Here is a 12,745-nt window from a genome sequence, read left to right as displayed (position 1 = left end):
GGCTTCCATTGCAAGCCGAAGAAGCTTTGCGTTGAGATCGGAGGGATAAAGGGGAGATTAACCCCTGTCTCTCCGATCCGTTAAAATGCCGCTCATTCGCAAACGAGAACGGTGCGGACGAACTTACCCTTGCTGACCCCGCAGCGGTCTACGATCGCGAAGCCCGCACCGGCGACGAATCGGTCGACGTCTTCGACCGTAACCAGAACGACCCGTCGCGCGAATCGCCGGGCGCTCCGGAGCATCGCCAGCTTCTCCCCGTCCGGCAAGACGGAGCACAAATTGTAAGGCAGATCGACGATCGCGACGTCGTACGTTTCCTCGATTTCCCTCATGTCCCCCAGCGTCACCTTCGTATCGCCGTAGCCGAAATAGGCCAGGTTCTCCCGCGCTCCCGTCGCCGCCAGCGGATTGATCTCCCGTCCGACGATGTCGATGCCCATCGATCTCGCCTCCACGAGCACCGTTCCGATGCCGCAGCACGGATCGATCGCCCGTACGCCTTCCGGCCGCGGCACCGCGATATTCGCGACCGCTCTAGCGACCCTCGTGCTCAAGGCGGTCGAGTACTTCCGCGGTTTGTCGTTATGCCTAAGCCAGACGGCTTCGCCCATGGCGCATTCGCCGAACAGCCACCTGCCGCCCGCCCGCGCGAAGCCGAAGATCCGATCCGGCTCGCGCATGTCCGCCGTCCCTCTCATCCGTCCGCCGATCTCCCGCTCCATCGCCCTTTTTTCCCCGTAATCGAACTTTCCGTCTTCTCCCGTCGCCCCGTTGTCCAGCGCAAGCACCTTGAACGTCGCTCCCGCAAGATCCAGCGTCGCCGCTTGTTCCGCGATTCCGCTCAGATCGGCCGCCTCGAACCGAACGTCCACCCTCAGCTTCAGGAACGGACTTCGGCTCGGATCGATCTTCGCCTCGCTCAGCAGCGCGCCGCCTCCTCCCTCCGTCCCGAACAGGGCCCTAGCTTCCATCCGGCGCAGCTCGTTCTCTTCCTCGCTGCTCGCGGTCAAGTAATAGTATAAAGACATCTTATGAAGCGCCACCTTTGCACGGACATTCCTCGTTCCATCCATTGTAACGGGTTCACGCGGCCGTGACAAAATACAGGAAAGTTACGCCTTAATCGGGGTTAGCAATTGCTGGAAACTTGGTCTACTATAGAAAGAAGTAGAACGGCCTTTCATCCGATAGCGGGGAGCGATGCGCATGCTGGATTCATATCGTCTGGACGAGAAGAAGAAAGTTTCCTTGAAGGACTACGATCCCGAAGACACGGCGGGCTTTACGGGCAAAGACGAGATCGAGGAAAGCTTCGCCAAGCTGAAGGAAGAGCTGCAGGACATTCAAGAGCGGCTGTACGCTTCGAAAACGAACGGCGTTCTCGTGTTGTTCCAGGGGATGGACTGCAGCGGCAAGGACGGCGTCGTCAAGAAGGTGCTCGCCGGGCTGAACCCGCAAGGCTTCCGCGCGGAGAGCTTCAAGCAGCCGACGGGCGACGAAGCGGCTCGCGATTTCTTATGGCGCGCCCACAAAGTGACGCCCGCCAAAGGCTACATCGTGTCGTTCAACCGATCGTATTACGAGGACGTGCTCATCACCCGCGTTCACGGCCGGATCGACAAAGAGACGGCCGCCGGCCGCCTCAAGCACATTCAACATTTCGAGAAGATGCTCGCGGACAACGGCACGACGCTCGTCAAAATCTTCCTTCATATCTCTCCCGAGTTTCAATTGAAGAGGATCAACGAACGGATGGAAAATCCTGAGAAGCGATGGAAGTTCGATCCGAGCGATCTGCAGGAGCGCCATTACTGGGACGAATACATGAAAGCTTACGAAGCGGCATTCAAAGCGACGGGGACGAAAACGAACCCTTGGCACGTCGTGCCGGCGAACAACCGCTGGTTCCGGGATTATCTCGTGCTGAAAATCATCGTGTCCGCGCTGAACAAGCTCAAGCTCGAGTACCCTCAGGTCGCGATCGATCCTCTTCCGCGGAAAGAAGGCTGAACGATGTCTTATTTATCCGTTAGCACATGGAGCTTGCACCGCCTGCTCGGCCCGCTTCGCTGGACCGCTTGGGATTCGGAAGCCGGCGCGCATCGCACGAACATCCAAGATCAACCTCAGGAACTTACGTTGTTGGAGCTGCCGGCCGAAGCCGCCCGAAGGGGATACGGCGCCGTCGAAATCTGCCATTTTCATTTTCCGTCGACGAACGGGGATTATTTAATCGAATTGCGGGATGCCTTCTCCGATGTCGGCATCTCGTTCGATACGCTGCTGCTCGACTACGGCGACTTAACGACGGAGGACGAGGCGCGTTTATCGGCCGACATGAGGCTGTTCCGGGAATGGATCGACGTCGCCGCGCGCTGCGGCGCGCGCAAAATCCGGATCGTCGCGGGGGAAGCGTCTCCCGATGACGAGGCCGCGATCGGCCGTTCGGCAGTTGCGTTGTCGAAGTTGTTCGCGTATGCCGAGCCGCTCGGCGTAAAAGTCGTCACGGAAAACTTTAAGCCGCTGACGTCCAAAGGTACGAACTGCTTGAAGCTGCTCGAAGCCGCGAGAGCAGGAAGATGGCCTCTGCGCATGATTACCGACTTCGGCAATTTCTCCGGTCCGAGCAAATACGAGGAACTCGCCATGACGCTGCCCTATAGCTTGTCGGTGCACGCCAAAGCGATCTTCGACGGAAACGGCATGCCGGACGAAGCCGAATTCCGTCTCTGTCTAGACGCGGTCCGCGACTCGGGATACGAAGGCTCGTACGTGCTCGTCTACGACGGTCCCGGAAACATGTGGGAAGGGCTGGAACGCGTTCGGCGGATCGTGGAGGATTATTTGTAAAGGCTTGAGCGGCGAGTAACGACCGCTTCTTCCAAGGACGGTATGATCGACTAACCGATCATCACTTTGATGCCGGTGACCTGGCTTGGATATGACTGTTCTACGATACCTGTCGTCCATGCCCGGGCTTCCTTCCCGATGAGAGACTCGTCGAATTCGCGCGGGGCGGGTTTGCCGTCCACGTACACTTTCGCGTCGTCCGTCAATCCGATCCATACGGCGGCCGGATCTTCCGTATTGCCGTTCTTCTCCGTGGCGCTCACGACGAGGATCCGGTTTCTTTCCATGTCGATCTCGGTCACGACGCCAAGCGGGCCCAGTTCATCTCCGCAGCATTCGCTGACGGTCATCTTAATCGGAAAAGGCTCGCCGTTCCATTCGAACAGGCTTATCATAAACGCGTCGAGCTCCTTGTCCGTTAGCTTATGCTCGATATCTCCATAGCTCCGGACGTTCATCTCGATCATCTCGCCCGCCCCCGCGCCGTACCATAGTATGGCCATGTCCTGTTTCTTCGCCAACTCGTTAGCGCGCTCTTTCAGTTTCTCCATGACGGGATCGAGACCGCCATCCGGCATCGGCGCGAGCTCCTCTTCGGGAGCAGCGGACGCGGAAGGACTATTTCCGGCGATTTGCTCTTGAGAGGCGTTGCGTTCGCCGCAACCGGCTAGCAAGACGGCAAGCAGCGCGCAGGCTATCGTTATCTTTTTCATGTTCATTGACCCTCCGGTTCGATTTATCATTACTACTTAAACGGCAACGGCAAACGCTTTGTTGCACCTCTTTCCGACGGAGACCTTTTCCATGGGCGGCATAAGTTGTCTCGCAAGCAACTGCAGCCCTCCGAAGCGACCCCGACCCGACCATCCCTTTACGGGGGTCGATTTTTCTGTTAGCTTTCAACTATATGGAAGCCCGATACGGAAAAGAGGAATCCCGTTGTAAAAACCGCGAATAACCCGCCCCCCGCAACATGAAAATCATCCGATCGAACGTCGACGCCACGAAACAAGGGGGTTATTCGCCATGCCTAAATACGCTTTCCGATTGCTCTGGACGGGGCAATCGCTATCCGCCTTGGGCGACACGCTCTATATCGTCGCTTTGATTACTTTACTATACGACGCGACCTTCTCCGCGGCCTATACCGCCATGATTCCGTTCCTTCGCTGCGTCGCCAATCTCGTCAGCGGTTTTCTCGCTCCGCTCGCGATAGAAAAATTCCCGCTCAGAAAACTTCTCGTGTACGCGCAAGCTTTCCAAACCGCGCTCTTGCTTTCGTTGACTTTGGTTATGGTTGCCTCGTCCGACTCGATCGCGCCGCCGGTCGTTCTCGCTTTCGTGCTGCTGCTCTCTTGGCTGGAAGCTTGGATTCTGCCCGCCAAGAACGCCATCGTGCCGAGGCTCGTCGACGAACATCGGCTGCTGAAAGCGAACAGCCTGCTCTCCATGATCGAACAATCCGTGCGGCTTGCCGGTTGGGCGCTCGGCGCGACGCTGCTCGTCGCCATCGGCGCGCGGAACGTCATGTGGACGACTTTCGCGTTGTTCGCGATCGCGACCGTCGCCATGGCTTTCATTCGCGAGAGGGCCGAAGTCGTCTCCGCGGAAGGAACGCTTGGGGACAAAGCGGAGTTGAAGCACGGTGACGATTCGGAGCGAAAGCTCAGGGACGATGCGGAGCGGAAGCTCGAAGTGGGCGCGGAACGAAAGTTCGGGGAAGTCGCGGGCGATGCGGTTCCGGCGGAGAAGCCGAAATCCGTCCGACAAAAGCTGCAGGAAGGCTGGCTCGTTCTTTGGCGCATCCCCGCCTTGCGGGTCGTCTCCATGCTCGAGCTGTTCGAAGGCTTGGCGGGAGGCATTTTCGTCGGGGGCGTCATGCTCGTCTACGTCAAAGAGCTTCTCCACCGGGGAGAGGACTGGTGGGGGTACATCAATGCCAGCTACCTTCTCGGCGCGTTCGTCGGCGGTTTGTTCGGCATCGCGCTATCCCGTTGGGTCGATCGCAGGCTCGGCCATACGATTCTATACGGTTCGATCGGCTTCAGCGCTTTGACGTTCAGCTTTGCTTGGATCCACTTGCCGATCGCCGCGCTATTGCTAAACTTCCTGATGGGACCCGCGTTCCAGCTGCGCGACATCGCGCAACGGACGCTGTTCCAGCGGTCGGTCGAGCCTGGCTTGCTGCCTCAAGCGTTCGCGGCCAAAGGAACGCTCGCCTACGCGACGTTCGGCATCTCGGCGCTGCTCATGGCCGGCCTGACAGACTGGCTCGGCGTGCAATCCGCGCTGACGGTCTCCGCCGTCCTCTACGCCTGCTGCGCCATTGTCGCCTTCTTGAACAAGCGGCTGTTGTTCGTCGCTTCGGACCTTCAGGCATAATTGCAGCTAGGATGAGAAAACGCCCCAACGATTCGCCGGAAGGCGTCGTTGGGGCGTTTTTTAGTTTGGGAGATGGGGAAAAAGCGACAGTAACACAAGAGCACGGGGCGTTAGCGTAAATTGGTTTCGCCTAACTATAGTCACCGAAGAAGACGGATGGTTAGCGCAATTCGGATTCGGCTGACTACAGTCGCAGAAGAGCGACGGATAGTTAGCCTAAATTGGTTTCGTCTGACTACAGCCGTAGAAGAGCGACGGTTCATAAGTGCTGTTCGGTTTCGCCTTAGCGCCCAGCCGACACCTCGTAAAGCTTCATCGCGTTGCCGAAGCCGAAGCCGCCTCTTCCTCCGGCGTTCCCGTTCGCGGATGCGGATTCGCCCCACTCCGACGATGGAATTTCCGTCCCGTTCTCTTGGATCCATGCCGTCAGCTCCGAGCTTCCGCGCTGTCCTCCGCCGGGACCGCCCATCCCTTCGCCGATAAGGAAGTACTTCACCTTGCCCGAAGCGACGAGCGCTCGGAGCGTCTCCGCCGAGTACGGCCGGTCCCCTCCGGAGAAACCGTTCAACGTGACGACTTTCTCGCGTTCGTCGATAATGTAAGGTGCCGCCGTGCCGTAATTCTGCGCCGCGAACAAGTACGTCTCGCCCGTGTTATGCGTCCGCAAATACGACAGCAGCGATACGTTCGCGCCGCCTTGCCCTCCTCCCGGCTGTCCGGAGCCTCCCCCTATCGCGCCTTGGCCTCTTCCTTCCGAAGAAAACCCGGCTTGCGGAAGCATGCTGTTCTGCCCGTAAACGATAGGAGTAAGCGACCAATACAGCGGACCGGCCAGCATAAGAACGAGGCCGAACCAAGCCGCCCGGCGCGCCCAAGCTTGCTTGCTCCACTGGCTGATCGCCAGAATCAATCCGACGAGCAAGCCGCCGAACAGAACGACGATCGACCAGCCGTGCCCGATCCGGTCGTCGTTCGGTTGAATGACGATCCAGGCGAACGAAGTCGTCGCGGCGATCGCGACCGGCAACAACGCCGACCTCCAACCCGCCGATTCCCGGAACAGCCGGCGCAGCTCCGACCAACCTCCGCCGACGAGCGCGGCGATCGGAGGCCCCATCATGATGAGGTAATACGGATGGAAAAATCCAGCGACGCTGAAAAATCCCATGACCGGCACGAGCCACGCGAGCCAGAAAATCGTTTCCTCTTGCTTGGCTGTTAGCTGGCGGAACGACAGCCCCCATAGCAACGCGATCGCGCCAAGCGCCGCGAACGGCACGAGCCAGCTCGCTTGGCCGGACAGCTCGGACTGGAACAATCGCAGCGGGCCTTCCTCCCCGGTGCCGAACATGCCGCCGGAGCCTCCTCCGAAGTCGCCGTTTGCTCCGAAGCCTCCCATTGCCGCCGCGCCCGGCAATCCGTTCACGCCGCCTTGGAACGACGGTTCGTTGCGCGCGCCGACTTGATCGGAAGGATCGGTGCCATCGGCCTGGCCCGCGCGTTCGCCCTGACCTGCGCGCTCGAATCCTCCGGGACCGATGCCGCGCCCGCCTCCGAAACCTACGCCGCCTCCCGAGCCTCCGGGATTCCGATCTCCCGTCAACCGGGAAACGCCGTTATACCCGAACGCAAGCTCCAAGACGGAATTGCCCGTGCTGCTCCCGATATAGGGGCGTTCGCTCTTCGGAACCGCATCGACGATAAGCGCCCACGACAACGACGCGACGAGCAGCGTCGCCGTCGCTACCGCGGCGACGGTCGACTTTTTCCGCCATGTTGCCTTGTATGAGATCAAGAATAACAAATAGAATGCCGGCAGTATCATGTACGCCTGCAGCATTTTCATATTAAAAGCCAGACCGACGACCGCGAACGCGCCGACGATCCAACCGGCTTTGCCCGAGCGGATTCCCTTGAACAGCAACCACGTTCCCGACAGCAACGCGAACACGAGCATGCCATCGATGTTATTCGTTCGCCCGACCGCCACCGCCACGGGCATCGTCGCCATCGCCAGCGCCGAGACGCGCGCCGCCGTCGTGCCGAACATCGGCTTCACGAGCTTATAAAGCAGCCACACGGATAACACGCCGCATAGCGCTTGCGGGAGTATGACGCTCCAGCCGCGCAGGCCGAAGATTTTGGCGCTGAGCGCTTGAATCCAGAACGTGAGAGGCGGCTTGTCGACCGTTACCGAGCCCGCCGAATCGAGCGCTACGAAAAAGAAGTTGTGCCAGCTCTGCAGCATGCTTCCGACCGCCGTCGTATAGTAGGTATTCGCATATCGGTCCGTCCAGATGCCGTAGCCGTGCAGCACCGCCGACAAAACCATCGTCAGCGCGAGCGCGTAGTCTAGTCGAGGCGCCCGCTTCCCTTTCGTTTCGTTCATGCGTTCCGTCTCTCCTTCGCTTGCCCGTGTCCGTCCATCGCCTATCTATCCGTCCTCCATTGTGCGGCATGGACCTGAAAGAAACATGAAATTGAGCTGAATGAAAGCTGAACGCCGCGGGGAGAAGTGGGGCGGCTTGCGGATTGGCGTGGAGGAAGGGGAGAAGTCGGAGTTTGACGGTGTTTCGATCGAGTTAATGACATGAATCTTTAACGACCAAGCAAAAACGCCTTCGGCGTCCTCTGGGCGCTGAAGAAGCTTTGCGGAGACGATTCAGAAATGGATAAGCGTGAAACTTATACATTCTGAATCGTTAAAAATAAACCGGCTTCCTCCGAAGAGGAAAGCCGATTTCGTAGAATTGACGTTATGCGGCGACTCGAATTACCACTTCAGATTCGAGCCGAAGACGAGCGCGTTGCTGATCAGCCTGCCCGCGGGCACGATCGTCTTGCCTTGGGAGAACAACCCGGAGGAAGCGCCGCCGTCCAAGTTCATCGCCTGGTGCGCGCCGAGCTTCAGCATGATTTCCGCCCACTGCTTGATCGTGGCGCCGGACACGGTCGCGATGACGACCGAGCCGTCCTTCTTCACGAGAATGCCGCTTCGCATCGCCGCGTTCGTCAATATTTTCGGGCTCGTGAAGCCTTCCGCCGCCGGATTGACCGAAAGCTTGCCGTCCTTGACGAGGCGAGGGCCGGCGCCGACCGCCGTATGGACGCGGGACCACGGAATCGGTTTGCCGCCCAAGTCGACCGTCTCCGTACGGTAACCGACCTCCGTGCCGACCTTGAAACGCTGCGCCAGCTTCTCTTCCGAGCCGGCGAAGACGAGCACGTAGCCGTCGGCCGGAATGGCGGCGTTCTCGTTCTTGCCGACCTTCGTAACGACGCCTTTGCGGACGACGACGTACGAGCCGTAGGCGAAGCCGATTTTGGCGCCGCGCGCCGGCGTGAACATGACCGCCGAGGAGATGCCCGGCGTCGGCGTGCGGTTAACGAAGTAGACGTACCAGTTGTGCTCCCAGTCGGTCAAGCCGTCGGTGCTGCCCAGTATTCGAACGCGCAGCGTATCGATGAGCGTCTGTCCGTCCCAAGTGAAACCTACCGTCGTGCCCGTATTGCCAATGAACTCGACTTTGCCGTCGACGATGAGCGAGCCGTAAGGCTCCGGTATGCCGCCGTACGCTTCGAAGTACGTGCCGTTGATGGCGTTCTCTGCGTTATACGCTTTGGCGATGGCCGAGAAATCTTGCGTGACGCCGACTTTGCGCGAAGCGAGCGCGGCCGTCACCGGCATCCCCTTCGGCAAGGAAACCGTAGTCACGGAGAACGTTTTGCCGCCACTTATGGCGACTTTCTTCGTTTCTTGCTTCGCCTTCAACGAGTACGCCGACGGTTTCACCGTCACCGGAATGACGAGTCGGCCTTTGTACCCGGCCTCCTCGACTTCGACGGTTAAGTTCGCTTGGCCGACCTTCAACGGCGATACCACGCCGATTTCGTTGACGCGGACGACCGCCGCGTTGTCCGAGCGGTAACCGACGGCGACGGGAACGGACAGCTTCAGCTTGTCCGTCAGCAGGAGCCGCTTGTCCAGCGACAGCTCGATCGACGCTGTCGCGTAAGCGACCGCCACGGGCCGATACGGCCCCGCGGCGATCAGCTTGCCGGCGGACGCGTACGCGATCCGTCCGCCTCCCATCGGCGCAACGCCGCTCGCGGGAACCGCGGCGTCTCCGCCGTACGCGTACGCGATCGCGCCGGTCCCGGCGTCGATGGCGTACACCGCGCCGGACTCGGCGCCGGCCAGCACGTGGCCGGCGGCGGCGTCCGGCGCGAGCGCCGCGGTAGCGAAGCCGCCCGCGGCGGGCGCGCTAGCGCGCCATTGCTGCGTTCCGTCCGATAGGCGGAACGCAGCAATGACGTTGCCGGCCCGTTCGGCGGCAACGACGGTTTGCGCTTGCGCATCCCCGCCGATGACGGCCGGGGATGTCCAGCCGCCCGCGGGGGCGGAGGCGATGGCGGCGTTGAACCGGACGCGGCCGTCCGGTTCGTACGCGGCGATCGCGCCGTCCGCGAGGAGCACGGCGGCGCCGTCGGCGGCCGACGCGAGGCTTGCGGCGCGCAGCGCTTCGGGGAGCTGCGCCTGCCAGGCGACGGCGCCGCCTCTGACCGCGTACAGCGTGCCGTTGCTCGCGAGCGCGTACGCGCCGTCTTTCGCCGCGGCGATGCCGGTTACCGTCGTCCCGGCCGGAAGCACGGCGGGCTTCGCCTTCTCGTTGCCCGCCATCGACAACACGGCGTTCTCGTATGCGAAATAAGGAACGCCGCCGGCATCGGTCACGACGGCCGAAGATTGGCTCTTCTCCGTTTTGCCGTTGAAATAAAAGATGCCGGCCTGTATGCCCGTGCCGTCGGTCTCGTATTTATACAATCTCGCGCCCTTGCCCGCGAACCAAATATGTCCGTCCGCGCCGAGCGCCGGGGCGGATAAATCCGTATAGACGTTCTTCTGGACGATCGGATTCCCGTTGCCGTCCAGCAAGGCGATCAGCCCGTTCGACGTGACGCCGAACAGCTTGCCGCCGGGCAGCGCGAGCGGCGCGTACAGCTCGCCTCCGGCGGTGAACCGCCAATATTCGGCTTCCGTCTTGTCCGTCGACGTCGGCGCCGACTCCGCATTCGCGACCGAACTTCCAAGTCGAATCTCGTCGCTCCCGACAGTTCCCCACCCGACGGCGACCGTCAGCAGGACAGCAAGCCATCTCGCGCTCCGATTTCGATGTTTCTTCTCAAAACGCGCGCCACCTTCGTTGTTACTTTGAATCATGCCGATATCCCCCTATCCATCTGTATGTACGCCTTGCGTCACTTCCATATATCGGCAACGGAGTACATCTTCTACAGTATTAATTCAGACGGCGAACGGTAATTAGCGAAGTCGAAACGCTAAACACCCTGGTCTTAGCCGAGGGGGCAGGCTGTCGAGAATGTCCGCATCTATGGTTGCGTGAATCGTCCCCCCATCTGCCGTTTCTGCTCCGATGCACTGAACAAACTGCAAAAGTGCAGGCCGTTAAGCTCGTTCTTCAACAATTCCGTGGACAACCTGTAAAAATGCAGTTTGTTTGCTGAATTTCTCGTAAAAAGCGCCTTTTCACCTTAACAAACTGTAGTGAGTGCAGGTTGTTGAGTTGTTTTCGGACCTGGGAGGAATCAACCTGCACTTTTGCAGTTTGACTGGAACGGAGGCGCTTTAGCGTCCACAGCGACCTTCGGGAAACGCGGCGAAGCCCTGCTTTGACGCCATTGACAAAACACCCCCGCCATAGACGAGGGTGTTCCACCATGCTTCTTCAAACGCGTTCCACCATGCTTCTACCAATGCTTTACCAATGCTTCCCGCACGACCGCTTAAGCCGAATGCCGCTCCGGTTTGCCGCTGGCGATCCTGCCGGAGGAGATCAGCGTCTCCCCGGCCCTGTAGAACACGATAGCGAACATGGCGACGGCCGCCATGACGAGGAACAGCACCGTTCCGTTGTAGTTGCTGAGTAGCAAACCGCCGATCCACGGCCCGAGGAAATGTCCCAGGTTGCTGAACGACTGGGCGCCGTAATAAGCGCCCCGCATCCCTTCCGGAGCGATCCGGTCGGTGAGGATGTTGCCCGCTGGGTACGTCAGCATCTCTCCGAAAGTGAATACGATCATCGAGCCGATGAATAGGATCCAACCGTTCGAAAAGGCGAACCCGACGTTGCCGAGCGCGTAGAAAGAAACCCCGACGGTCAGCACCGTGATCGGGGAGTACTTGTCCGCCCACTTCGTGAACGGAACCTGCAAGGCGACGACGGTGACCGCGTTGACGCTCATCATGACGGCGAACAGCGCGACCCCGTCCGCGAATTTCCCGCCGACGTATTGGGACAACGTGACCGTCATCTGGGAGTAGCCGATCGCGGTCACGATGCCTCCGAGCAAGTAATAGCGGAGCACGAGATCCCCGCGGACGACGTTCCAGACGGACCGGAACGTCTGGCCTCCCTTTTGCTCCCCTTCGATGCGCCGGATGCCGAACCGGTTCAACAGCATGTACAAGGTGACGGCGTACACCAAGTAGATGCATCCGGTGATGAAGAACGGCAGCGAGCTGTCCATCGCCGCGAACAGCGCGCCGAGCAGCGGTCCCACCGCGACGCCGACGTTAATCGCCAAGTAACGAAGCGAGAACACCTTGAACCGGGTTTCCTTCGGCGTCAGGTCGGCCATGAGCGCCTGCGACACCGGCTCGTAGAACGAGCGGCACAGACCGTTCAGCAGGCTTAACAGGAAAAAGACGATCGCGCTCTCCGCCATCGCGAAGCCGAAGAAGACGACGGCCCAACCGAACAGCGCTCCGAGCAATATTTTCCGCCGTCCGAACAAGTCCGACAACGCGCCGCCGACGAATCCGCCCGCCGTGCCGGCGAGCGAGCCCGCGCCGATGATGACGCCGATCATGATCGCGCTCAGATCGGTATGCTTCGCCAAGTAAATCGCCAGGAAAGGCAAACTCATGGACGAAGCGAGACGCGCCAATATCGTTCCAACGAGCAAGGAATGCACGATCGGGTGATAGGCGCGGCCGAACATACGAAGACGATTGAACCATTTGCTGTTTTTCATGCTGCGACGCCCCCATCCCTTACCGCTTTCCCTTAGTTTCATTATGTAAAACTAGGTTTCATAAATAGCGATGATTATATTCCCTATCTTACCTGCATCCCTACCGGATTGCCAGCGATTATTTAGCGAATTCCTGTTCGGGATGTCCCGGAACCGAATAAGGTCTCCGTATAAGAAAATCCGGAGGCTTTGCCTCCGGTCCTATACTTTGGGCGGATTTCCATAATGAAACAATCATACCCATGACCCTTGTAATTCTCGGGGTCGACCGGTCCGACATCCCAGTTCCTGCCTGCGGCTGTTCGCGAAATGTATCTTTATCCCTTCCGATCAGGAGGAGAATTGGAGCAGCTCAACTTCCCCTACATCTTTTCCGCGAAATGGTCGAGTAGGCGGGGCCTCTCCTATCATGGATTGCGCCCCCTACCCCTCACAGATCCGTACGTGCGGGTTT

8 protein-coding genes are annotated in these 12,745 nt (G+C 59.7%); 3 read left to right on the top strand and 5 right to left on the bottom strand.

Annotated features, from left to right (window positions below; genetic code table 11):
- Positions 1 to 92 precede the first annotated feature (92 nt).
- A complete protein-coding gene (locus ACFPPD_RS11585; RefSeq protein WP_209750776.1) occupies positions 93 to 1,031 on the bottom strand; it encodes a TRM11 family SAM-dependent methyltransferase in 939 nt (312 codons plus the stop codon).
- 178 nt (positions 1,032 to 1,209) lie between these two features.
- Between ACFPPD_RS11585 and ACFPPD_RS11580 the strand changes: the two genes are divergently transcribed.
- Together ACFPPD_RS11580 and ACFPPD_RS11575 are read left to right on the top strand one after the other, a co-directional pair.
- The gene (locus ACFPPD_RS11580; protein ID WP_209750774.1) at positions 1,210 to 2,013 is read left to right on the top strand and encodes a PPK2 family polyphosphate kinase; all 804 of its coding nucleotides are present in this window, start codon (positions 1,210 to 1,212) and stop codon (positions 2,011 to 2,013) included.
- A gap of 3 nt (positions 2,014 to 2,016) precedes the next feature.
- On the top strand, positions 2,017 to 2,853 hold the full coding sequence (locus ACFPPD_RS11575; RefSeq protein ID WP_209750773.1) for a sugar phosphate isomerase/epimerase family protein: 837 nt from the start codon (positions 2,017 to 2,019) through the stop codon (positions 2,851 to 2,853).
- A 50-nt stretch (positions 2,854 to 2,903) separates the two neighbouring features.
- Here ACFPPD_RS11575 and ACFPPD_RS11570 read toward each other — a convergent pair whose 3' ends face one another.
- Positions 2,904 to 3,566 (bottom strand): hypothetical protein, encoded by a 663-nt coding sequence (locus ACFPPD_RS11570; RefSeq protein ID WP_209750771.1) that lies wholly within the window; start codon positions 3,564 to 3,566, stop codon positions 2,904 to 2,906.
- 313 nt (positions 3,567 to 3,879) lie between these two features.
- Between ACFPPD_RS11570 and ACFPPD_RS11565 the strand changes: the two genes are divergently transcribed.
- Complete coding sequence (locus ACFPPD_RS11565) at positions 3,880 to 5,235, top strand: MFS transporter (RefSeq protein ID WP_209750769.1); 1,356 nt, start codon at positions 3,880 to 3,882, stop codon at positions 5,233 to 5,235.
- A gap of 283 nt (positions 5,236 to 5,518) precedes the next feature.
- Here the strand turns inward: ACFPPD_RS11565 and ACFPPD_RS11560 are convergent, their stop codons facing one another.
- The 3 genes from ACFPPD_RS11560 to ACFPPD_RS11550 form a co-directional block, all read right to left on the bottom strand.
- A complete protein-coding gene (locus tag ACFPPD_RS11560) occupies positions 5,519 to 7,624 on the bottom strand; it encodes a glycosyltransferase family 39 protein (RefSeq protein WP_209750768.1) in 2,106 nt (701 codons plus the stop codon).
- Between the two features lie 384 nt (positions 7,625 to 8,008).
- Positions 8,009 to 10,456: a phosphodiester glycosidase family protein gene (locus tag ACFPPD_RS11555; RefSeq protein WP_209750766.1), complete on the bottom strand. Its 2,448-nt coding sequence runs from the start codon at positions 10,454 to 10,456 to the stop codon at positions 8,009 to 8,011.
- A 584-nt stretch (positions 10,457 to 11,040) separates the two neighbouring features.
- Complete coding sequence (locus tag ACFPPD_RS11550) at positions 11,041 to 12,291, bottom strand: MDR family MFS transporter (protein WP_378082285.1); 1,251 nt, start codon at positions 12,289 to 12,291, stop codon at positions 11,041 to 11,043.
- Positions 12,292 to 12,745: the final 454 nt, after the last annotated feature.

This window comes from Cohnella suwonensis, assembly GCF_042655365.1.
In the GTDB taxonomy this organism is placed as follows: Bacteria; Bacillota; Bacilli; order Paenibacillales; family Paenibacillaceae; genus Cohnella; species Cohnella suwonensis.
Note: the sequence above shows the minus strand (reverse complement) of the source record. Positions and strands in the feature narration are given on the sequence as shown.